Source organism: Dactylosporangium sp. NPDC051484, from assembly GCF_040689395.1.
In the GTDB taxonomy this organism is placed as follows: Bacteria; Actinomycetota; Actinomycetes; order Mycobacteriales; family Micromonosporaceae; genus Dactylosporangium.
In genome coordinates this window covers 64,173-84,292 of record NZ_JBFAZX010000014.1, presented here as the reverse complement: position 1 = coordinate 84,292, position 20,120 = coordinate 64,173, and the positions used below count along the sequence as shown (strand labels likewise).

Annotated in this window: 21 protein-coding genes and 3 pseudogenes; 11 read left to right on the top strand and 13 right to left on the bottom strand. The window is 69.9% G+C overall.

The window, feature by feature from the left end; all coding sequences use genetic code 11:
- The first annotated feature begins 127 nt into the window (after positions 1 to 127).
- A complete protein-coding gene (locus tag AB0367_RS23145; protein ID WP_366228457.1) occupies positions 128 to 2,266 on the top strand; it encodes a LamG-like jellyroll fold domain-containing protein in 2,139 nt (712 codons plus the stop codon).
- Positions 2,267 to 2,507: 241 nt separating this feature from the next.
- The gene (locus AB0367_RS23140; protein ID WP_366228456.1) at positions 2,508 to 3,026 is read left to right on the top strand and encodes a hypothetical protein; all 519 of its coding nucleotides are present in this window, start codon (positions 2,508 to 2,510) and stop codon (positions 3,024 to 3,026) included.
- Here AB0367_RS23140 and AB0367_RS23135 read toward each other — a convergent pair.
- Together AB0367_RS23135 and AB0367_RS23130 are read right to left on the bottom strand one after the other, a co-directional pair.
- Complete coding sequence (locus AB0367_RS23135; RefSeq protein WP_366228455.1) at positions 2,936 to 3,520, bottom strand: PspC domain-containing protein; 585 nt, start codon at positions 3,518 to 3,520, stop codon at positions 2,936 to 2,938. The genes AB0367_RS23140 and AB0367_RS23135 overlap by 91 nt on opposite strands.
- A 3-nt stretch (positions 3,521 to 3,523) precedes the next feature.
- Positions 3,524 to 3,847, bottom strand: coding sequence for a PadR family transcriptional regulator (locus AB0367_RS23130; protein WP_366228454.1), 324 nt, complete (start codon positions 3,845 to 3,847; stop codon positions 3,524 to 3,526).
- 147 nt (positions 3,848 to 3,994) lie between these two features.
- Between AB0367_RS23130 and AB0367_RS23125 the strand changes: the two genes are divergently transcribed.
- Positions 3,995 to 4,495 carry a YfbM family protein gene (locus AB0367_RS23125; protein ID WP_366228518.1) on the top strand — a complete coding sequence of 167 codons (501 nt, stop codon included), beginning with the start codon at positions 3,995 to 3,997 and terminating at the stop codon, positions 4,493 to 4,495.
- An 82-nt stretch (positions 4,496 to 4,577) separates the two neighbouring features.
- On the opposite strand, the gene AB0367_RS23120 is transcribed toward AB0367_RS23125, so the two are convergent.
- The 3 genes from AB0367_RS23120 to AB0367_RS23110 form a co-directional block, all read right to left on the bottom strand.
- The gene (locus AB0367_RS23120; protein WP_366228453.1) at positions 4,578 to 6,092 is read right to left on the bottom strand and encodes a DUF6297 family protein; all 1,515 of its coding nucleotides are present in this window, start codon (positions 6,090 to 6,092) and stop codon (positions 4,578 to 4,580) included.
- A complete protein-coding gene (locus AB0367_RS23115) occupies positions 6,089 to 6,730 on the bottom strand; it encodes an ABC transporter ATP-binding protein (RefSeq protein WP_366228452.1) in 642 nt (213 codons plus the stop codon). The genes AB0367_RS23120 and AB0367_RS23115 overlap by 4 nt, the downstream gene beginning before the upstream one ends.
- A gap of 79 nt (positions 6,731 to 6,809) precedes the next feature.
- On the bottom strand, positions 6,810 to 7,373 hold the full coding sequence (locus AB0367_RS23110; RefSeq protein ID WP_366228451.1) for a ribonuclease HII: 564 nt from the start codon (positions 7,371 to 7,373) through the stop codon (positions 6,810 to 6,812).
- 107 nt (positions 7,374 to 7,480) lie between these two features.
- On the opposite strand from AB0367_RS23110, the gene AB0367_RS23105 reads away from it, so the two are divergent.
- Positions 7,481 to 7,765, top strand: coding sequence for an antibiotic biosynthesis monooxygenase family protein (locus tag AB0367_RS23105; protein ID WP_366228450.1), 285 nt, complete (start codon positions 7,481 to 7,483; stop codon positions 7,763 to 7,765).
- A gap of 234 nt (positions 7,766 to 7,999) precedes the next feature.
- Positions 8,000 to 8,164, top strand: a complete 165-nt coding sequence (locus AB0367_RS23100; RefSeq protein ID WP_366228449.1) for a hypothetical protein — start codon at positions 8,000 to 8,002, stop codon at positions 8,162 to 8,164.
- A gap of 176 nt (positions 8,165 to 8,340) precedes the next feature.
- Here AB0367_RS23100 and AB0367_RS23095 read toward each other — a convergent pair whose 3' ends face one another.
- The 3 genes from AB0367_RS23095 to AB0367_RS23085 form a co-directional block, all read right to left on the bottom strand.
- Positions 8,341 to 9,267 (bottom strand): SdrD B-like domain-containing protein, encoded by a 927-nt coding sequence (locus AB0367_RS23095; RefSeq protein ID WP_366228448.1) that lies wholly within the window; start codon positions 9,265 to 9,267, stop codon positions 8,341 to 8,343.
- Positions 9,268 to 9,863: 596 nt separating this feature from the next.
- Positions 9,864 to 10,265 (bottom strand): hypothetical protein, encoded by a 402-nt coding sequence (locus tag AB0367_RS23090; RefSeq protein WP_366228447.1) that lies wholly within the window; start codon positions 10,263 to 10,265, stop codon positions 9,864 to 9,866.
- 764 nt (positions 10,266 to 11,029) lie between these two features.
- Positions 11,030 to 11,656: a hypothetical protein gene (locus AB0367_RS23085; protein WP_366228446.1), complete on the bottom strand. Its 627-nt coding sequence runs from the start codon at positions 11,654 to 11,656 to the stop codon at positions 11,030 to 11,032.
- Positions 11,657 to 12,049: 393 nt separating this feature from the next.
- Between AB0367_RS23085 and AB0367_RS23080 the strand changes: the two genes are divergently transcribed.
- Together AB0367_RS23080 and AB0367_RS23075 are read left to right on the top strand one after the other, a co-directional pair.
- Complete coding sequence (locus tag AB0367_RS23080) at positions 12,050 to 12,205, top strand: hypothetical protein (protein WP_366228445.1); 156 nt, start codon at positions 12,050 to 12,052, stop codon at positions 12,203 to 12,205.
- Positions 12,206 to 12,264: 59 nt separating this feature from the next.
- Positions 12,265 to 12,876 (top strand): annotated as a pseudogene (locus AB0367_RS23075) (phosphotransferase); the annotation flags it as partial.
- Positions 12,877 to 12,897: 21 nt separating this feature from the next.
- On the opposite strand, the pseudogene AB0367_RS23070 reads toward AB0367_RS23075, so the two are convergent.
- Positions 12,898 to 13,089: pseudogene (locus AB0367_RS23070) on the bottom strand (transposase family protein); the annotation flags it as partial.
- Positions 13,090 to 13,221: 132 nt separating this feature from the next.
- Here AB0367_RS23070 and AB0367_RS23065 point away from each other — a divergent pair.
- The 3 genes and pseudogenes from AB0367_RS23065 to AB0367_RS23055 form a co-directional block, all read left to right on the top strand.
- Complete coding sequence (locus tag AB0367_RS23065) at positions 13,222 to 13,746, top strand: nitroreductase family protein (RefSeq protein WP_366228444.1); 525 nt, start codon at positions 13,222 to 13,224, stop codon at positions 13,744 to 13,746.
- Positions 13,743 to 14,744 (top strand): LLM class flavin-dependent oxidoreductase, encoded by a 1,002-nt coding sequence (locus tag AB0367_RS23060; protein WP_366228443.1) that lies wholly within the window; start codon positions 13,743 to 13,745, stop codon positions 14,742 to 14,744. The genes AB0367_RS23065 and AB0367_RS23060 overlap by 4 nt, the downstream gene beginning before the upstream one ends.
- A 21-nt stretch (positions 14,745 to 14,765) precedes the next feature.
- A pseudogene (locus tag AB0367_RS23055) lies at positions 14,766 to 14,894 on the top strand (class I SAM-dependent methyltransferase); the annotation flags it as partial.
- Positions 14,895 to 15,118: 224 nt separating this feature from the next.
- On the opposite strand, the gene AB0367_RS23050 reads toward AB0367_RS23055, so the two are convergent.
- Positions 15,119 to 15,736, bottom strand: coding sequence for a TetR/AcrR family transcriptional regulator (locus tag AB0367_RS23050; RefSeq protein ID WP_366228442.1), 618 nt, complete (start codon positions 15,734 to 15,736; stop codon positions 15,119 to 15,121).
- A 121-nt stretch (positions 15,737 to 15,857) separates the two neighbouring features.
- On the opposite strand from AB0367_RS23050, the gene AB0367_RS23045 reads away from it, so the two are divergent.
- Entirely contained in the window at positions 15,858 to 17,294 is a 1,437-nt protein-coding gene (locus AB0367_RS23045) for an MFS transporter (RefSeq protein ID WP_366228441.1), read from the top strand.
- A 76-nt stretch (positions 17,295 to 17,370) separates the two neighbouring features.
- On the opposite strand, the gene AB0367_RS23040 is transcribed toward AB0367_RS23045, so the two are convergent.
- Genes AB0367_RS23040 through AB0367_RS23030 form a run of 3 tightly spaced genes read right to left on the bottom strand, consistent with a single transcriptional unit; the run spans position 17,371 to position 19,907 of the window.
- Positions 17,371 to 17,874 (bottom strand): GNAT family N-acetyltransferase, encoded by a 504-nt coding sequence (locus AB0367_RS23040; protein ID WP_366228440.1) that lies wholly within the window; start codon positions 17,872 to 17,874, stop codon positions 17,371 to 17,373.
- Between the two features lie 3 nt (positions 17,875 to 17,877).
- Complete coding sequence (locus AB0367_RS23035; protein WP_366228439.1) at positions 17,878 to 19,077, bottom strand: PLP-dependent aminotransferase family protein; 1,200 nt, start codon at positions 19,075 to 19,077, stop codon at positions 17,878 to 17,880.
- A complete protein-coding gene (locus tag AB0367_RS23030) occupies positions 19,074 to 19,907 on the bottom strand; it encodes an alpha/beta fold hydrolase (RefSeq protein ID WP_366228438.1) in 834 nt (277 codons plus the stop codon). The genes AB0367_RS23035 and AB0367_RS23030 overlap by 4 nt, the downstream gene beginning before the upstream one ends.
- Positions 19,908 to 20,120 lie beyond the last annotated feature (213 nt).

Genomic DNA, 20,120 nt, shown 5'->3' with positions numbered 1-20,120 from the left:
GCGGGACAGTGCCGCAGCGCGACCTTCATCCGGCGTTCCGGATCCATTGTCCGACAACATGATCTTTGTTCCGGCAGCTCGTCGGCAATAGACCCCGTACCCACAGCGGATACGAGGAGTACGAGACATGCCAAACAACCCCAGCCGCCGCAGCCTTCTGCAAGGCCTCGGATTGTTGGGAGCCGGCGCGGCCGCGGGAACGGTCCTGTCCCCTGCCGCCGCGTACGGCGCTGACGATGACGAGCAGGGCCGACAGCCGGACCCGAACGCACCCCGGTTCACGCTCGCGGTGATCCCCGACACGCAATACCTGTTCGACGCGGATCGCGGCGACCCCGCGCCGCTCAGGGCAACCTTCCAGTACCTGGTGACGGCACGCGCCCGGGAGAACATCGTCTTCACCGCACATCTCGGCGACGTTGTGGAGAACAAGGCCGCGGCGGAACTGGCCCAGGCGGGCAAGGTGTTCGAGATTCTGGACCGGCAGCGGATGCCCTACAGCGTGTTGGCCGGAAACCACGACATCGACGACAAGAAGGACGACCAGCGCGGTCCCAGTCCCTACCTGGACGTGTTCGGACCAGCCCGATACCGGAAGATGTCCACCTTCCGCGGTGCCACCGCCGACGGCTACAACACCTACCACATCTTCACCGCCGGCGGTCGGCAATGGCTGCTCTTCGCCCTCGACTGGCGCCCATCGGCGGGGACGCTCACCTGGGTCCGGGAGGTGCTCGGCGCACACCCGCAACTGCCCGCGATCCTCACCACCCACGACCTCGCGTCAGCCGACAGCAACGGCCAGGCGCGGCTGTCCGGGCACGGCCAGCGGCTGTGGGATTCGCTGGTCAAGGAGCATGACCAGATCTTCCTGACCCTGAACGGTCACTACTGGCCGCCGGGCCGTACCGTGCTGCGCAACAACGCCGGGCACGATGTCCACGTCCACATCACCAACTACCAGGACCGCTACTACGGCGGCAGCGGCATGGCCCGCCTCTACCACTTCGACCTGGCGCGCAACACCATCGACGTCGAGACCTTCTCGCCCTGGATCCTCGACAAGGACCCGAGCCGGCGCAACGAACTGGAGCAGCAGGAGGTGGAGCTGACCGACCCGGTGAACCAGTTCAGCGTGGCGATCGACTTCACGAAGCGCTTCGCCGGCTTCGCACCGGTCCCGCCACGCGGACCCAGGCCGGTCAGCCAGATGCTCGTCCCCGGCACCGTCGCGTACTGGCGCTTCGACGCGGTCGGCCCCGACGGCACCCCGGTCCCCGAGGGCGCGCAAGTCGCCGACCTTTCCGGCCGCGGAAACCACCTGACCCGGGTCACCCTCCCGGGCAGCGACCAGACCGCGATGCGCTCCAGCGCCGAGCACCATGCCGACCAGCCCGCGCACGGCAGCATCTTCCTCAACGGGAAGAAGCAACCGGCGCGGGGAGCGTACCTGCGGACCGCGGACGACGCGGCGCTCAACCGGCTGACGTTCGCCTCCGGATACACCATCGAGGCGTTCGTCAAGCTGCCGGCGGACGTACGAGCCACGAAGCACGCATGGATGAGCTTGCTGTGCCGGATGGGCAGCGGCCAGAACGCGGGCAAGACCGGCGACGATCCGGCCGAGCCGCTCGCGACCCTCAGTCTGTCCGACGGCATGGCGCTGCAATGGGCGGTCTTCCCGCTCAACCAGAACGGCATCTCGACCAACTGGGGTCACGAGATGCGGGCCGGGGAGTGGTTCCATGTCGCCGTCGTCAATGACGGCCGGAACACCACCATGTACGTCAACGGCGCGAAACTGCTGCGCAACCCGTCCACCCCCGGCCAACGGCCTGGCCACCAGCAACGAGCCGTGGCTTGTCGGGGCGTACCACTACGACCGGATCATCGAGCAGGGCTTCTACGGCTGGCTCGGAGACATCCGGATCGTGGACCGGCCGCTGCCGGTCCGCCAGTTCATGCGCGCCTGACGGATGACGTAGGGCACGGTCAGGAAGGGTCCCTTCCCAGTCGAGCAGGAACTCTTCCTGACCGCTGCCCGCCGCGCACCCGACGGACGCGATCTCCACCCACGCTGGCGATGGAGTTCGCGCCCAGCCCGGACGACCCGTGGGACGAGGACTCGGCCACCGACCGGCCCGAGTCGCCGGCGGTGCTCACCATCGCCGTGTACCCGGACCGCACGATCGTGCGCGCCTTCGACGTGCTCACCGGCAAGCAGATCAACGAAATTGAGGTGGCCAGGCCGGAAGCGAGCCGCTGACCTGCGCTCCGGCCCCGTCCGCATACCCCGATACCGTTCGGGGACCGTGCCGGGCGGGGCCGGTTCGTGCGTCGGCAGTCGCCCACACGTCACCCAGGCCGGATGACCGGCCATGAGCCGATCGCACGTCCGCCGGCTGACCGGCGGCATTCCTGCGGTTCGCGGTCCTGGACCTGCACACCGCAGGCCACAATGAGCTTCGTACGGGCAGGCAGCCGACCACGTTCTGAAGGTACGCGCGATGACATCCGTTAGACGTCGCCGGCATTCGATCACCAGACGCGTCCGCTTGGCTGGTGCTACCGAAGAGAGTACAGCGGCCGGAATCTACGGCGTCATCGTCAGCGCGGCTGTCATGGCATCCTCGCACGCCGGCTCGGCGACGGCCCTCGTCGTGGCGGTAGCGGTCACACTCATCGTCTATTGGAGCGCCGAACGCTACGCCCGGCTGGTGGCGGAGCGCATCCATGAAGGCCACCGGCCGGCATGGCACCAAGTGCGGCAACAGCTGACGACCGGTTGGGAGATCGTGACCGCCTCCGCTCTGCCCGTTGCCGTCCTCGTCGTGCTACGCCTGATTGGCCTCGACCTGTACCTTGCGGTGCTCTGGGCGTTGGTTTGCAGCACGCTGTTACTGTGCCTGGCCGGCTGGGACGTGGGTCGACGTGGTCAGCTCACCGGCCCCGAACGATTGGCGTCGGCAGCGGCCACCGGGATGTTCGGCGTCGTGATGATCTTGCTCAAGGTTGTGCTGCACTGACGCTCATAGTCGCGGACCGTCGGGACGGCAGGGAGCACGAGCAGCAGGACCAGGTAGGGCACGGCAAGGAGTCCTCCGGTGAGCACGGTCAGCAGCAGCACGACGGTTCGTACCCAGTCGATGCGGAACCCGCCGTACGCCGCGACGCCCAGGCAGACGCCGCCGAACCATTTGCCCTCGTTGATCCGGCACCAGAATCGGCCACGCGAACCGCTCTCTGCGGAAGGCGGCGAGGGGCGTGCTGGGCTCACCGGTCCGAACTCAGCCAGGATCGCTGCCATCTGGTCACCGGTCACCGAGTCCTCGCCCGTGCGAGTGCTCAGCCGGCTGCCGATCGCGGACTCGAGATCCCGGACGATTTCGTCAGCGTCCGGGTCAGAGCGCAGTTCGCGTCGCGCGTCATCGAGATACTGCCGCAGGGCGTCACGTGCTTCGCGCGTGGCCGGGAAGACCGCGACATGCCCGGTGAGGCGGATGGGTGTCGGCTCGTTCATGGGTCATCGTCCAATCGCGTTGATCATGCGGGTCAGCTCGTTCCAGTGCTCGCGGAACGCGGCGAGCTGGTCCCTGCCGGCGTCCGTGAGGGAGAAGTACTTCCGCGGCGGCCCCGACAGTGACTCACGCCACTCGTGCTGCACAAGACCGTCTCGGCGAAGTTTGCTCAGGAGCGGATACAGCGCGCCCTCCTGAGCCGGGAAACCCGCCTCCTGTAGCGCGGCGAGGATCTCCGCCGCGTATCGCTGCTGGGACTCGACGGCAGCCAGTACGAGTGGTTCGAGCAGGCCGCGCCGCAACGCGGCGAGCTTTGGATCAGTCTGCACGCTACTACCTTGCCACAGCAAGGTACCTTTGGTGAATTGCCGGTCCCCCCGTTGCCGCGCCGCGGCTGATCAAGCAGACTGTGCGACCATGGCCGCCTGCGGAAACGGCGCGCTGTGCGATCGACGGAAGGAACCGCACCTGTGGGCATGGTGTTGATCGGGCGGCGGCTGTCCGCCGATGAGCTACGGGCAGTGCTGGAGGATCCGGCGAAGGTCGACGACCTGCTCTACGGCGACCTCGATGACGACGAGACCGAGACGCCCGGTCCTGAACTGGATCTGGACAAGTCCTGGCACGGCATCCACTACCTGCTCACCGGTACCGCATGGGAAATCGGTTCGGACGCGGCCGGCGCGGCGATCCTCGGCGGCGACGAGATTGGCGAGGACGTTGGTTACGGGCCGGCCCGGCTGCTGCGCCCCGGAGCCGTCCGCGGGATCGCCGCAGCGCTGGATGGGCTGAGTGTCGAGGCACTCCGCGCCCGTTTCGACCCGGAGGCGATGAAGGCCGCAGACATCTATCCGAGCATCTGGGCAGACGGCATTGACGAGTTCGACAGCTACCTCGCGCCGCACTTCACCGAACTTCGCAGCTTCTACCAGGCCGCCGCGGCCGACGGCCAGGCAGTGCTGCTCGCCGTCACCTGACCGGCGACACGGACCACGGATCCGTCGCCGGTCCGGAAACGTCCCACGGGCCGTGGCAACCTGGTCGGCGTCGATCCAGTGCTCAACCGCGCCGGGCGGTGACGATTATCGCGGTGAGCGTGCCGGCGGAGAACAGCACCTGGTTGGCGAGCGCGGCCTGCGGGTGTTGGCTGACGATGGCGAACAGTGCTGGCCAGAGTCCGAGAACGGCGAGGTCGATGCCGCTGAACAGCCACATGAACAGCCCGGTCGGCAGCGTTCCGGTGGGCGAGACGATCGGTGCGATGTCGTGCCGCACCTGCTGGCGGCGGGCCGAGCGCAGCGCGCCCGCCGCGAGGCCCGGACCCGCGCACGCGCCGAGCAGGGCCCAGGTGCCCAGCCCGCCGGACGTCGCCTGCGCCCCGACCGCCAGCAGCGCGACCGTGCACCAGACGGTGCAGACCACGACCGGTACGGCCACCCGGCCGGTGAACAGCTGGCCGTCGGTGAGGCCGAGCAGCCGGGCGAGGGCCCGGTCGTCCCGATCGCGGCGGGCGTTCGCCGTGCTGGACGCGGCGGCGGCGACCCCGGACAGCAGCCACACGCCGGCGATCACCCAGCGTGACACGGGCAAGCCGGTGGCGAGCACCGGGACGGTGGCGAGCGCCGCGGCAAGCAGCAGCCGCACGGGCGAGCGGGCCAGCAGCAGCGCATCCTGGCCGGTCGCGGCGAACCGGCCGGCGAGGCGGGGCAGCCGGTCCGGGCCGAGGCGACGCCCTCGCCAGCGGCGGTCCTCGGCTGCGCGCGACGCGAGCCCAGGGTCCAGCGTGACGAACACAGCCGTCGCGGCGCCGCTGCTCTGCGCGGCGTCGGTGAGGTTGGCCAGGGTGAGCGCCCGCAGCCGGTACCAGATGAAGATCGGCACTCCCAGCGCAGCGGCACCGACGAGCGCCGCCACCCAGCCGTGCTTCGCGGTGACCAGCGGCCAGCCCCACGGGCCGGTGTAGGCGACCGCGCCCATCGGCAGACCGGCGGCGGACCCGACGGCGACGGCCGCGGCGGCCAGCACCAGGACGGTGGCCCACCGCGACAGCACGCGCGCGGGGCGGCGGCTCGCGGCCTGCACGCCGACTGCGGCGCCGACGCTCAGGACCCCGCCGGCCAGCGCGGCCAGCAGCACCGCACCGGCTCCCGCGGTCGAAAGGGTCAGGGTCAGCAGGCCCTGCGTCAGCCCTGCCAGCAGTCCGATGCCGACCACCTGCGCGCCGGCCGGCGCCAGCAGCGCCCGCCGGTCGAGGGGCGTGGTGAACAGCCACTGCAGCGCCGGGGCCGATGTCGAGACCGGCCCGAGCGCCGCCGCGGCTGCGAGGAGCGCCGCCGTCCAGCCCAGACCGGCGGCAAGGACGACACCTTCACGGGTACCGGCGGACGCCGCCGTCTGTCCACTGAGGATGGACTGCAGCTGTGCCCAGACGGCGTACCCGACCATGGCGACCAGCAGCACGAGCGTGTACACCGTCTCGAAGCGGTCCGACCCCTGCGCGGCGGCGCGCTGGCGGCGTCGGATCCACCGGCGCACCCGGCCGACGCCGATGCCCACGTTCGCCGGCGCCGTCACGCCTCGGCCGTCTCGTCGTACCAGTCGTAGCCCAGTTCGACGACCGCACAGCCCCCGGTCACGGTCGGATCGTGCGAGGCGAGCAGCGCCGCGCCGCCGCGCCCCAAGTACTCCCCGACGAGCGCGGCGACGACAGCCCGACCGTCCTGGTCGAGGTGGCGCTCCGGCTCGTCGAGCAGCAGCAGGCGGCTGGGCCGATCGAGCACCATCGCCAAGGCCAGGCGCTGCCGCTGCCCCGAGGACAGGCTCGACGGCGCCGCGTCCGCGAAGCCGTCGACCCCGAGCCGCTCGCTCAACTCGCCCTCGGCGAACCAGCCGCCGTCGATGGGCCTGTTCGCCAGCCGGACCAGGCTCAGGTGTTCCTGGGCGGACAGCCCGGGATACCAGGCGGGCGAGTCCAGCAGCGCCGCGACCGTCCGGCGGAACGCCGCGCTGCGCTCGTCGACCCGCTCGCCAGCGACCCGGATGGTGCCGTTCATCGGCATCAGCAGCCCGGCCACACAGCGCAGCACCGTCGACTTGCCTATCCCGTTCGGCCCGCGCAGGGCCACCCCCTCGCCGCCCCCGACGGTGAGAGACAGCTCCTCGATGACGACCCGGTCGCCGTATCCGACCTTGAGCCCATCCATCTCCAGCATCGGCCGAGTGTAGATGCCGCGGCCGGGACAATATGAGTGATGGCCACACGGCATTGGCGCCCAGTGCGCCAGTACGCGGTCAGCCACTCAAGAGAGATCGGACAGGTGCGAACGTACGGCGATGCGGTCGGCAGACGCCAAGCGCGTTCAGAGCCGCGATCGCCGGCGCACCGTAGCCCTTGTTCTGGGCAAAACCATAGCCGGGGTGCAGCGCGTCCAAGCGAACCATCTCAGCATCACGGGCAACCTTCGCCAGGATGGCAGCAGCCATGATCGCTTCCTCTGTCCTGTCGCCGCCGGGCACCGCTCTCACCTCGGCCACCTCCAGCTCCGGGGCGTGGGCGCCGTCAACGAGGCACAGTGTCGGGCGCGGGTCCAACTGGGCGACAGCCCGCGCCATCGCAGTCCAGGACGCGGACAGGATGTTCAGTGTGTCGATCTCCTCTACGGACGCGCTCGCGACGGCGAAGAGCTGTGCGCGTTGGCGGATCTGCACAGCCAGCTGTTCGCGTTTGCCCGCACTGATCTTCTTCGAATCACGAAGGCCGACGATGCCGTGATCGGCGGGTAGCACGACCGCGGCCGCATAGACCGGTCCTGCGATACAGCCCATACCTACTTCGTCGACCCCAGCGATCAGCACGCCTCCATCGTCCTGGCAATGTCAAGCGGCTACTTCAGCGACTCGTCGTTACCTCGTGCAAGCTGCGGTAGAAGCTACCTTGAAGGGGCACCGTTCAAGGAGGCCACTTGATCATTATCGCCGGAACACTCCATGTCGACCCGTCCGACCGTGACCGATACCTGGCCGCGGTCATCGACGTCGCGCGTCTGGCCCGGCGCGCGCCAGGCTGCTTCGACTTCGTGCAAGCCCCAGATCCTCTCGATCCCGAACGGATCAACGTGTACGAGCGCTGGGAATCCGACGATCATCTACACCGATTCCGTACCGCGGGCGGGCCGGGTTTGGAGCTTCCCCCGCTGCGATCCGCCGACGTGCACAAGTACCGGATCGCCGGCGTCGAAGCGCCGTAGCGCCCGTCGCTGGCCGGAGACCCGGCTGAAATCACGGACACGACCGCGCCGCATTCATCTCGACCACGGATCGAAGCCGCCGGCATGGGTGGAGGTTCGTGGCTGGTCGGCCGTATCGGGTTCGCCAGTCGGTTGCCGTGGCTGTATGAACGGCAGGGTCGCGTTGATCAGCGCTGACACCCCCAGGACGTTCAGCCGTCGGGGTACGAAGGCGTGTTGATGCCGGTTCATGCCGTGAGTCTCGTCGCGATGGGTCTGTGGCTGCTCGACAACTGTGACCTGGAGGGGTGCGCAACGACGGCTGCCGAGGTCGGCCAGTGGGACTTCCACCTCGCGGTCGCACCGGTCCGCTTCGCCGGCACGTCGGGCAGCCCAGTCAACCCGATCGCCACCTTCTGACGGCGGTCCACGAGGGGTGCACCAGACGGAGCACGTTGAAGGCGTTGCCGCGGCCGGAGTCCGCGGCGCCGAGGCTCCAGCGGGGTGCTGGGGCCTCGGCGCCCTACGGCTCGCTCGACAGGGCGGGGGATGCAACAGCCGGCGGGGTGTCCGGCGGCTGGAGCGATCCCCGTCAATCAGGCCTGCAGGTGTACGCGGCGGCGCCGCGCGACGAGCACCAGCGCGACGCCAGCCGCGACCGCGACCGCACCCGCGCCGACGAACAGCATGGTGTTGTCGCCGGTGACCGGCAGGCCCGGGCCGGCGCTCGACGAGACTGACGGCGAGACGCTCGGCGAGACGTTCGGCGAGCTCACGGCGACCTTCTTCGCCGGCACGTAGACGCTTGGCTCGTCGCTGTCGTCGGCGCTGACCTGCGCCAAGGTGTGGTCGTCGTTGCCGCTCTCACCGGCCAGGATCTTCCAGCCCGTCGGGGCGGTGAAGGTCAGCAGGACGTCGCCAGCCGGGAGGTGGGCGAGACGGAACAGGCCTTTGGCGTCCGTGACGGCCTCGGCGTACTTCGTCTTGCCGTCGACGCTAGCGGCGACGACCTTGACACCCGGGACGCCGGGCGTCTGGGGCGTCCATGTGGCGTTATGGGACCCACCCTGGAAGACATAGCCGCCGAGATCGTCGAAGGCCCCCGCTACCAGCAGCCGCACGCCGGTGACGTTGTCGGCGTCGTTGGCCTCGCCGTTGTCGGCGGTGAGCTCGAAGGCGACGTATCCGCGGCCGTACCGCCACGCCTGGTGGTTGGTCTTGCCGGTGAGCTGGACGGTCTTGGTGGCGCCAGCGGCGAGGTCGAAGCCGGTCGACAGCACGCCGTAGTCAACACCGTCGACGCCCTCGCTGTCGCCGCCGGTGTAGTGCACGTGCTTGGCGTCGACGGAGCTCTTGTTCTTCACCGTGACCGTGATGGTGAAGGTCTCGCCCTCGGCGTAGTTGGCCTTGTCGGCGGCGGAGGTCACTGCGATGTCCGGCTTGGGGTCGGCGGCCAGGGCGGCCGTCGCCGGGAGGACAGCCACGACCACGCCCGCGAGGGCGGCGGCGGCAAGTGCGCGCATTGGGATCTCCGTAATGGGGGAAGGAATCAATGCGACGGTAGCGGCTGGGCGGGTCGCTCCGCTGTCCCGCGATGAAGAACCGAGATCGGAAAGATATCTGATCACCCTTCGCTTGATCTTCTCGTCACTTGTCGTTCTCGTCACTTGCTCGCTCGCCGGACCTGCCGCCAATTGGCCCGCGGAGTGGAACAACATCAAATCGGCGTGTAAGAATCCGCCGGCATATGCGGGTGACCGCCGGCGTCCTCCCAGTACAGCCCGCAATGCCGCTTAGCGTAAGTTGATCATGCTGCTCGGGGTTGGATGGGATACAGCGCGATCGTGGCTGGTCCGTGGTGGCGGGTGCTGGCCGGCTCGTCACGTCGTTTGACGCGGTACTGGTTGTGGCGGGCGCGTTTGACCGCGCGGGGGCAGGTCCGGTGCCGCCGTGGCGGGTTGAGCTTCGCGGTGATCTCGGTGTGGATGGCTGGTAGGGCCTGGGTCCAGTCTTCAGGGGGAAATGGCCGCGGAGGTGGCGCCGCGGCGGACGATCCGCAGGGTTCTCGTGAAACCGACCCGGTCGGGGTCGATGTCGGCGGCTTCCGCGGCCCGGGTGATCAGGACCGCGAGGGCGTGGTGGACCAGGAGCCAGGCCCAGATCTCCTGCACGACCAGGTCCGGCAGCCGTGAGCGCAGGACACGGCCCGGCCCGCGCAGGTGGGTCTTGAGCTGGTCGTTTCCGGTTTCCTGTTCCCAGCGCAGTGGTAGGCCTCGGCGAGTTCGTCGGCGCGGGCCGTGCCCGGGTCGCCGATCGTGCTCAGCAGCACGATCAGTTCCCCGGTGCCGTTGCCGGCCCGGTCGGGGATGTCGTACTCGACCACCCGGGCCACATGTGCCACCGGCAGGCCGCGCTCGTCGACGGCCTCGCGCAGCACGGTGAGGTCGTTCCCGGCGCGGGCGGCGGCCAGGATCGCCTCCCGCCGGGCACCCCGGACCGCCGGCTTGATCAGGACGGTCAAGGTAGGTGCCGTCCGCCAGGACCCGCACCACGGGCAGGTGCAGGCCGGTCGGGGCCCGCCACAGCAGATCCGCCCCCGTCGCCGCCGCACGGTCCCACGCCGGCCAGGAGTAGAAGTTACGGTCAGCGGTCAGCAACTCACCCCGGCGCAACCGCGAGTACAACGGCATCGCCAGGGTCTTCTCCCCAGTGCCCCACGCCCCGACCTGCGCAGCCAGGAACGCATGCGTGCCACACTCAGCCAAAGCCACCACCCGGGCCTTCGGATACGCCGAACGGTTCGCCCCGGACCCGGCGTGGCCGAACTCCTCGGCGTTGGCCGGGGTGTCCGGCACATCCACATCGAACCCGTCGATGGCCAGGACCCGCCACGAACGCAGCATCGCCCCCCGGGTCAGCACCGAACCGACCGGCTGCGCTGAGGTGTTCGAAGTTCGAGCCCGGCGCCCCACTTCACGCGACGGCTCAGCCTCGAACTTCGGCCGTGATTCCGATTGACTGCCGCCGCGGGCGGCGGCCGGCCCGCGGGTTCATCAGCGGTTGCACAGTGAGCTATTCCGTGCAACGGTCGTTGAGCGGTCGGTAGTCACCGGCTGGGCTGGTTGAGACGGGCTGCGCTCGTTGTGGTGCAACGTAAAGACGTAGAACCTCGGTATGAAGGCTCCCGCGTACGGGACGCGGCGGGCACACCGCCGGTCCAGCCGCGTCCCGCGGAAGCCCCGCCGCTGACGCTCTCCTGCAGGATGGAGAATTCGGCGTCCGCCGTCACACGTCCGGGATCGACCTCAGCTCGGTGATCTGTAGTCCCCACGGGTCGGCACTCGTTGCTCGGTCGGCGAACGCGCCGTGCGGCGCTACGTACACGTACCAATCGCCCTCGATCGGCTCGACGAAGAACTCGCCCTCACCCCATGGCGCGTCCGCCAGTGTCGAGCCGGGGCACCAGACGAACCCGGACGACGCCGCCATGCCAGGGCCTTGCAGGTCGTAGCGAACGCAGGCGTTTGTCCGGCTCACCGTGTTAAACGAATAGGGTCCGACGTTGGTGGGCTCATACGCGGGCGCCCGGTTGGCGAGCCGCTCCAGATCCGCCCGGTAGTGCGCAAATGTGGCCTTGCCGACGAGGTCGCCGGATGCCGTCCACCAGCTTGCCGTGAACACAGCCGGCACCACGACGAGCGGCCACAGCCGCCATCGAGGCTCAGGAGGAGAGTCCCCGAGCCACGCCACGCCGGTCACCACCCACGCCAGCCCCACGATCGCCCAGCCCCACAACGCCCCAACCAGGGGGTCGTAGTAGCCGCCGGGCACGCTCACGCCGTAGAGCATCAGATCGGCCGGCACCACCACGGCCCCCGCGGCCCACCACGGCGATTTCCACCACGAATTCATGCCGCTCATCATGTCCGGGGTCAGCGGTCCCGGGCGACCCGGCACCGGCCAGGCAACAAACCTTCCGTCTAACGGCTCGTTGGACCACCTTCATACCGGGGTTCTGCGTCTTTCCGTTGCACCACAACAGGTTCCGCGTGTCTCAACCGGCGCGATCGACGCCCACCTACCGTCCTGAGACCGTTGCCCGGAATGGCTCAGTGCCGGCGACCGGACCGGCGCAGGCGGGTGCGAGGGTCTCGAACCCTTGCGTTCCGGCAATACATTGTCGAGCATCATTGTATGACTTCACTACTCCGTCGCCTCGCGCTGGCATCCGCAGTGGGCATAGGTTCGCTTGTGCTAGCGCCGGTCACACCGGCTGCCGCGTACAGTGCGTGCGCGGCTGGCACGATGTGCGGCTGGCTCTTCTACTCCGACATCGCGCGCACCCACCAGCAGGGCGGGCACACCACGAACTGTCAGGGTGTCGTCCTCGACTGGGGCATCAAAGCCGGCTACTCCACCTACATCGTGCAGAGCTGCGGGACCGGCCCCGGCCCGGCGTGACGCCCGGCCGGCCGCGACCCGGCTGAACAGGCGGCACTGCAGGACTACCGTTGCTCCGCGTGACCCACGTCGAGATCGAGATCACCGAAGAGCTGGTCCGGGATCTGGTGCGCGACCAGCACCCCGACCTCGCCGATCGCCCGGTTCAGCTGGGCGCGCTCGGATGGGACAACCAACTGTGGCGGCTCGGCGACGACCTGGCCGTCCGGCTTCCCTGGGCGACCGGGTCCGCGGACGCGCTGCTGCGCAAGGAGCACTCCTGGCTGCCCACGCTTGCCCCGCGCCTCCCGCTGCCGATCCCCGTCCCGCAGCGACTCGGCGAGCCCTCCGAACGGTTCCCGCGGCCGTGGCTCATCACCACCTGGGTTCCGGGCACACCCGCCGACCGAATCCCCGTCACGCGCGCTCGGGATGCGGCCGAATCGCTGGCCGCTTTCCTGACTGCTCTTCACCAACCCGCCCCCAGCGGCGCGCCCGCCGGTCGGGACCGTGGCGGGCCGCTGGCCGACCGAGCCGAGGGATTTGCCAGGGGGCTCACGTCCGCCACCGAACGAGGGCTGATCAACGACCCGGACGCCGTCCGCGCCGTCTGGCACGACGCGGTCACCGCGCCTCAATGGACAGGCCCACCGCTGTGGCTCCACGCCGACCTGCACCCGGCCAACGTTCTCGGTGGGCGGCGGAATGCGACACCCGAACAGCGGCCCGAGTTGGCGCATGGTCAGGTTGGTGCGCCAGTAGGCGGCGACCAACAGGACCCGGTCGGCCAGTGGCAGCGTCCACTGTCGGCCGGGGCGTCCGTCGGCGATGGCGTCCCCGCCGCGTTGGGCGAGGCGCACCAGCCGGCGGAACTGGGCCGGGCGTAACCCGGTGAACGGCACGATCCACTCCGGGTGTGCTGCTCGAAACCCCGGCCGAGTACGACGCGCACCTCGCTTGCCGAGAGAGAGAGAGACGGAGATCAGGCCCGCAACATCCCTGTAAAGCGATAGGTTAAGTATGATATTCTCCCGGGCATGGAGACCTGGGACGCGCTGGCGTCACGGCGCAACGTCCGGCAGTACAGCCCGGATCCGATCCCGGATGCGGATCTCGGCCGCATCGTCGAGGCCGGGTGGCGCGCCCCGTCGGCGTCCAACCGCCAGCACCGGGACTTCGTCGTGGTCACCGACCGGGAGCAGCTGCAGCGGCTGGCGACGGTGTGGCGCGGCGCCCAGCACATCGCCGGCGCGGCGGCCGCCATCGCCCTCGTGGTGCCCGACACCGACGACGAGCGCACCCGGCTGATCGACCAGTTCGACCTCGGCCAGGCCACCTTCGCGATCCTGGTCGCCGCCGCCGACCTCGGCATCGGCACCGGCCACTCGTCCGTGGGCGACCAGGACGAGGCGCGCGCGATCCTCGGCGTGCCAGCGGGCCACACGATCTGGTATCTGATCGGCGTCGGCTACCCCGCCGACAGGCCGCTGCGCCCGATCGCGAAACTCGACCGCCGCCCGGTCGAGGAGGTCGTGCACCACGGCCGCTGGCGGTCGCGGTGACCCTCCGGAGCCTGGCCTTCCTGACGCCGGGCAACTTTGCCGATGACGAGCCGCATGCGGGCCTTGAAGCGACGCTGCAGCTGTTCGAGTACGGTGAGAATCTGGGCTTCGACGGAGCCTGGATTCGGCAGCGTCACCTCGAGCACGGCGTCGGGTCCGCGGCGGTGTTCCTCGCCGCGGCCGGCCAGCGCACGACACGCCTGCAGCTCGGCACCGCGGTCATCCCGATCGGCTACGAGAGCCCGTTCCGCCTCGCCGAGGACCTGTCGATGGCCGACGTGCTGTCGGGCGGCCGGCTCCAGGTCGGGTTCAGCGCCGGCGCCCCGCCGCACGCCGACCTCATCGGCGACCTGGTCTTCGACGGCGACTGGCGCTCGTTCGATCTGTCCTACAACCGGATCGCTCGCCTGCGGGACAACCTGCGCGGCGAGTTCATCGGCGGCCCCGACACGGTCATCCACTCCCCCGGCAACGTTCAGCGCCCTCGCCTGCAGCCGTACAGCAAAGGCCTCGTAGACCGACTGTGGTACGGCGGCGGCAGCCTGCGATCGGCCCGCTGGGCGGCGTCGGCCGGCCTGAACCTGCTCGCCGGCAACATCGTCTCCGGCGAGGGCACCGACGACTTCGTGACGGCGCAACTCGCGCACATCAGTGAATACCGCGCGATCATCGGCCGCTCGGCCCGGATCGCGGTGGGCCGCGTCATCGTTCCGCTGGACAGCGCCGATCGCAAGACCCGGCAGCAGTACCTCACCTACGCCGAATCGCGCCGCGAACGCACCCTCAAGCCGCACGGCGAGCGCCGCACACTGTTCGCCCCGGACATCATCGGCACCAGCGACGAGATCGTGGACCGGCTGCGCGGGGATGCCGCCGTGCAGACGGTCGACGAGCTGCGTCTCGAGCTGCCGTACGAGTTCGACCGGGCGCAGTACGAGCAGATCCTGCACGACGTGGTGCACTCGGTGGCGCCGGCGCTGGGCTGGCAGCCCTCGTGAACGCTGGGTGATCGGTAGCCGGCCAAGGCCGGCTTCCGGGTCCAGGTCGTCGATCCGGTGCCGGAGCACGTGAGCGAGGCGGCCGCCCGACCCGGTGTGACGGCCGCGCTCGGCGACGCCCCGGCGCTGCCGCGCGTCGACGCGGTACTGCATTCCTCAATCCGCGTCCGCGCCGCGCGAACGTGCGTTAGCCTCTCCCGCGACTCGGCCTGATCGGCGGGCGTAGTGGAGATGATCACGCCCTCAGACCGAGACGTCCACCGGCGGCCGCAGCGGAGCGAGGGCGGCGACGGTGTCGTGCGCCGGGTGCTTGGCGAAGGCTTCCACGACGCCGCGGTCCGCCGGCCGTGGGTCTCGGTCGAACGCGGGCGCGATCAGCCTGCTCGACGGCTGGCGGGCGGTCGTGCGGCGCCGGTGCCCGTATGGTCGAGGGCCGGGGCGTGCAGCAGGGGCATGAGCACCTGGTCGACGACCGCGGCGACCATCGTCTCGTTGGGCACGTCGCCGTCGATGGCGCGGCTGCGCAGCAGCGCCGGGCCGACGTCGGCGATCAGGTCGGTGGCCCGGTCGGGACGGATCTCGCCGCGCTCGGCCGCGGCCCGGAGCACGGCGAGGATCGCCCGGTGGGCCGGGCCGAACACCCGCTCGTCGGCAAGCCGGCGGCAGTCTTGGCCGGCCTCCGCGGCAACGACGTGGAAGGCGATGCCCTTGGTGACCACGAACGCGGCACACAGCCCACCGAAGATGGCCAGCAGGTCCTCGCGCAGGCCGAGGCCGGGTGGTGTCTCTGGCACGCTCGGCAGGCTCTCCCGTAACGCGTCGAGGACGAGCGCCTCTTTACTGTCCCAGCGCCGATACAGCACGGGTTTACTCGTGCCAGCGGCGGCCGCGACCCGATCCATGGTGAGCCGGGCATAGCCGATCGCGCCGATCTGCTCGAACACGGCGTCGAAGATTGCCTGTTGCAGCTCGTTGCCGCGGCGCCGGATCATGCCCCATCTTCCCACGTGCACCATAGGAAACTTTTCCGTTTCTTATGGGCGCCATGCGATGGTACCTTCTGCCCAAGACACCAATTCGTTTCCTATCTACGGCAGTGTCACCGGAGGTCCCGTGTCCACGTCCGAAACCGCCCCGGCCCGGGACCACTCCGGGCTGATCCTCACCGCGATCGCAGTGAGCCAGCTGATGGTGGTCCTCGACTCCAGCGTGGTCAACATCGCGCTGCCGGCCATCCGCGCCGATCTCGGCTTCTCGCCCACCGGCCTGTCCTGGGTCCTCAACGCCTACATGCTGACCTTCGGCGGCTTCCTGCTGCTCGGTGGACGGGCCGGCGACATCCTGGGCCGCCGCCGGATCTTCCTGGCCGGCATCTGGCTCTTCACCCTGTCGTCGCTGCTGGCCGGTCTCGCGCCGAACGCCTGGGTGCTGGTCACCGCCCGCGCGTTGCAGGGCATCGGCGGTGCCATCGCCTCACCCACCGCCCTCGCGCTGATCGCCACGAACTTCACGGGACCCGCACGCGCGAAGGCGATCGGCGTCTACGGCGCCGTCTCCGGCGCCGGTGGTGTCGTCGGCATGATCCTCGGCGGCGTGCTCACCCAGTGGGCGTCGTGGCGCTGGACCATGTTCGTCAACGTCCCCATCGGGCTGTTCGTCGCCGCCCTCGCCACCCGCCACATCAGGGCGTCGGAGCGGGCGAGCGGCCGGTTCGACCTCGCCGGCGCGCTACTGTCCACGGTCGGCGTCACCGCGCTCACCTACGGGCTGATCCGCACGCCACAGCACGGCTGGGACGACCCGCAGGCGCTCACCGCACTCGCCGCCGGCGTGGTCCTGCTGGTCGCGTTCGTGGTCGTGGAGAGCCGGCACACTGCCGCGCTGATGCCCCTGCGGCTCTTCACGCACCGCAACCGGGTCAGTGCCAATCTGCTGCTGTTGCTGCTCGGCGGCACCACCTTCGGTCTCTTCTTCTTCGTCACCCAGTTCCTGCAGAACATCCTGCGACTCGACCCGTTCGAGGCGGGCTTCGCCTTCGTGCCGTGGGGAGTCGGCATCTTCGCGTTCTCCCATCTGGTCAAGCCCCTGGCGGAACGCTTCGGCGTCAAGCCCGTGCTCATCGCCGGCGCGGCGAGCACCGCGGTCGCCACCATCTGGCTGAGCCGGATCACCGAGCACAGCTCCTACTGGACCGCGGTGTTCGGGCCGATGACCCTGTTCGGCATCGGCGTCGGCCTGCAGTTCGCCCTCATCACCCGCATCGCGCTCAGCGACGTCCCGCCGCAGATCGCCGGCGCGGCGTCGGGCGTGCTCAACGTCGCCCAGCGGCTCGGCGGCTCCTTCGGCCTCGCCGTGCTCGTGGCCGTGTTCGGCAGCGTCGTGGCGAGCGCCGACCACAACCCGGTGCATATCGCCCATGGCTACCGGGTCGCGTTCTTCGTCGGCATCGGCTACGCACTCGTCGCGCTGCTGCTGGCCGTCTTCGGTCTCACCACGGCCGCGAAGCCCGCCAGCCGGCCCGCGCCGGGGCTCGCCGAGGCATCCGCGTGAACACCGATCACATGACAAGGCCCCCGTCCCGGCCAGTACCGAGAGCACGGTGATGTCGAGGGCGGGGCGCCCAACGTCAAGGCTGGATGTCCAGGCCGAAGGCGTAGAGCCGACGGCCGGCGACCAGCCGGGTCTCGCGGTCGGGGAGGCGGCGGAACCCCAGTTCGGCGTAGAGCCGGTGTGCTGCCGTCATCTCCGGGCCGCTGTTCATCACGACTCGTACCGCACCGCGCTGTCTGGCCAGCTCGATGACGTGCACGACGAGCAGTCGCCCGACGCCGTGGCGCCGGGCCTGCGGCGCCACGGCGAGCAGCCGGAAGTCGAGCTCGCCGGCGCGGGCGAGCTCGCCGATGTGGCGGCCCGGGCGCGGCGTGGCGACTGTGCCGAGCAGGGCATCGACGGCGTCGACCGCGACCCACACCTCGTGCTCGGCGGCTCTGGCCGCGACGTCGCGGATGTTGGCCCGGTAATCCTCCGAGATCTGATAGTCGTGGCTGTATGCGGCCTCGCCCAGCGCCGCGGCCGCCTCGTACTCGGACGGGGCGACCGGGCGGATGCGGATGCCGGTGATGGTGCTCATGGTTCAGAACGCCAGGGCCAGGCGGTGGACGGCCTCCCGCAGTTCGTCCGGCGTGCGATCACCGAAGGCGAAGCGCAGATAGCGGGCCGACTCGCGCTGCGGGCTCGCGGCGAAGAACGCGCCCTGCTGGTAGGCCACGCCCTTGGCGAGCGCCCGCTGGTAGAGCGCATCCGGGTCGATGTTGTCGTCGGTGAGCCGTGGCCAGAGGAACAGCCCGCCCTCCGGTGCCTGGGTCTCAAACGCGCCGGGCAGCTGCTCGTGGAGCGCGTCGATCAGGACACCGGCCCGTTCCCGGTACAGGGCGTTCGCGTGGGCCAGAACCCGGTCGAACCACTGGCCGTCGCCGGTGACCAGCCGCTCGACGATCGTCTGGGTCACCGTCGGACTGTGCGAGTCGCCGCGGTTGCGCAGCCGGATCACCGGATCGACGAGGTGGTCGGGCAGCACCAGCCAGCCGAGGCGCCAGCCGGGGCCGAGGGTCTTGGTGAAGGTGTTGACGTGGATCGCCCGGTCCGACTGGTTGAACACGGCGACGCCCTGCTCCTCCCCGGCGAAGCGCAGTTCACGATACGGGTTGTCGACGATCACGTAGAACCCGTAGCGCTCGGCGAGGCCGATCAGTGCCTGCCGTTTATCGGCCGACAGCGTGACCTGGGTTGGGTTGTGGAAGTCGGGCACGATGTAGGCGGCGGCGATCCGTTCACCCGCGGCGAGCCGCCCGGCGAGGTAGTCCACGTCGAAGCCGTCGGCGAGGACCGGAACCGGCAGGGTCTGGGTCGTTGAGACCTCCAGCGCGCGCAGGAACAGCGGAAATACCGGGTCCTCCACGGCTACGGCGGCACCGCGCTCGACGACCGTCAGCACGGCCAGCGACAGGCCGTGCATGCCGCCGTTGGTCATCACGATCCGTCGCGGATCGACGCCCTCGCGCTGGGCGATCCAGTTTCGCAGCGCGACGAACCCGTGCGTCTGCGAGTACTGCAGGCTCGCCACCGCCGCGTCCCGGTCCTGCCACAGCTCGGCCGTGGCCCGTCCGATGTCCTCGACGGGCAGGGCCTCGGGAGCGGGTATCCCGCCCAGCAGGCGGATCGCACCCGGCGCGGCGGCGATCAAACTGGCGTCGCCGAAGCCCTGCGGGGCCGTGAGCTGGCGCGAGAAGGCGGTCAGCTCGGAGATGTTGTGGTCGTTGACGGCAGCGGTCATCGAGATTCCTCGCTTTGCTGGGGTGCGCTGAGGAGCTGGGCGGGACGAGGCGGGACATGTTCGCGAACCCAGCCGGTCACGATGCCGGCCAGATCGTCCTGGCTCTCGTAGAAGGTGTGGGTCGCGCCGGGGATCACCGCGACGCGCGACCCTTCGGGGAGCAGGTGCGCGCCCCGGGCTGTGATCGCTGCGAGCCGCTGCTCGTGCGCTCCGGTGTCACCGTGCACGACGAGCACCGGGACGCGCACGGAGGTGAGCAGCTCCTCCTGCGTGCCGGTGGCGCCGAGCCGGGGACGGCGTCGGTTGACGGTGACGTGGGAGCGCACCGCCGATCCCTCGATCGGCAGGTGGACGTCTTCGTCGCGGTGCCAGGCGGCGAGTTGGTCCTCGTCCAGGAACGGGTAGGGCCGCTCACCGTCCCCGGCCCCGGTGAGGGCGCCGGTCAGCACGAGCGTGACGACCCGCGGTCGCTGCGGTGCGATCCGCAGCGCCACGGCCGAGCCCAGACTCTGGCCGTGCAGGATCTGCCGCCTGTAGCCGAGCGAGTCGAGGTGATCGAGCGCCGCGCGCGCGTCGTCGAGCAGCCGTTCGCCGTCCACGACTGCACCGTCGGAGTCTCCGAAGCCGCTGAAGTCGAAACGCAGCACGGCGTGCCCGAGGTTCGAGTACTCCTCGGCCAGTCGGTCGAAGCGTCCGCCGGCGCGCCGGTCGGACAGGAACCCGTGCAGCAGGACGACGGCGCTGTCGCCAGTTGCGGGTGTGAACGTCGCCGCGAGGCGGTCGCCGGTGCGGCTGCGCAGCTGCAGTTCGGTACCGATCGCCGCGCTCACGCGAGGTCCAGGTGCTCGCGCAGCCGGCGCAGGCTGACGGCCGCCCGGAGAACGGTCGCCGGTGGCGGTCCACCGATCTGACTGACGGACACAGGGATGCTCCCTCCGAAGGAGTCGACACAGACGGACGGGCCTTTCAGGCGTGCCGTCCGGATCACCGCGAACGGCGTCAACATCGGGTATCACCCGATGTTGACGGTGTTGCAGCAGAGG

What these genes read in the sequence shown, in the direction of transcription:
- AB0367_RS23145 (WP_366228457.1), top strand. Translation starts at nt 128, where the DNA reads ATGCCAAACAACCCCAGCCGCCGCAGCCTTCTGCAAGGCCTCGGATTG.
- AB0367_RS23140 (WP_366228456.1), top strand. Translation starts at nt 2,508, where the DNA reads ATGACATCCGTTAGACGTCGCCGGCATTCGATCACCAGACGCGTCCGC.
- AB0367_RS23135 (WP_366228455.1), bottom strand. Translation starts at nt 3,520, where the DNA reads ATGAACGAGCCGACACCCATCCGCCTCACCGGGCATGTCGCGGTCTTC.
- AB0367_RS23125 (WP_366228518.1), top strand. Translation starts at nt 3,995, where the DNA reads ATGGTGTTGATCGGGCGGCGGCTGTCCGCCGATGAGCTACGGGCAGTG.
- AB0367_RS23115 (WP_366228452.1), bottom strand. Translation starts at nt 6,730, where the DNA reads ATGCTGGAGATGGATGGGCTCAAGGTCGGATACGGCGACCGGGTCGTC.
- AB0367_RS23095 (WP_366228448.1), bottom strand. Translation starts at nt 9,267, where the DNA reads ATGCGCGCACTTGCCGCCGCCGCCCTCGCGGGCGTGGTCGTGGCTGTC.
- AB0367_RS23085 (WP_366228446.1), bottom strand. Translation starts at nt 11,656, where the DNA reads ATGAATTCGTGGTGGAAATCGCCGTGGTGGGCCGCGGGGGCCGTGGTG.
- AB0367_RS23080 (WP_366228445.1), top strand. Translation starts at nt 12,050, where the DNA reads ATGTGCGGCTGGCTCTTCTACTCCGACATCGCGCGCACCCACCAGCAG.
- AB0367_RS23065 (WP_366228444.1), top strand. Translation starts at nt 13,222, where the DNA reads ATGGAGACCTGGGACGCGCTGGCGTCACGGCGCAACGTCCGGCAGTAC.
- AB0367_RS23050 (WP_366228442.1), bottom strand. Translation starts at nt 15,736, where the DNA reads ATGATCCGGCGCCGCGGCAACGAGCTGCAACAGGCAATCTTCGACGCC.
- AB0367_RS23040 (WP_366228440.1), bottom strand. Translation starts at nt 17,874, where the DNA reads ATGAGCACCATCACCGGCATCCGCATCCGCCCGGTCGCCCCGTCCGAG.
- AB0367_RS23035 (WP_366228439.1), bottom strand. Translation starts at nt 19,077, where the DNA reads ATGACCGCTGCCGTCAACGACCACAACATCTCCGAGCTGACCGCCTTC.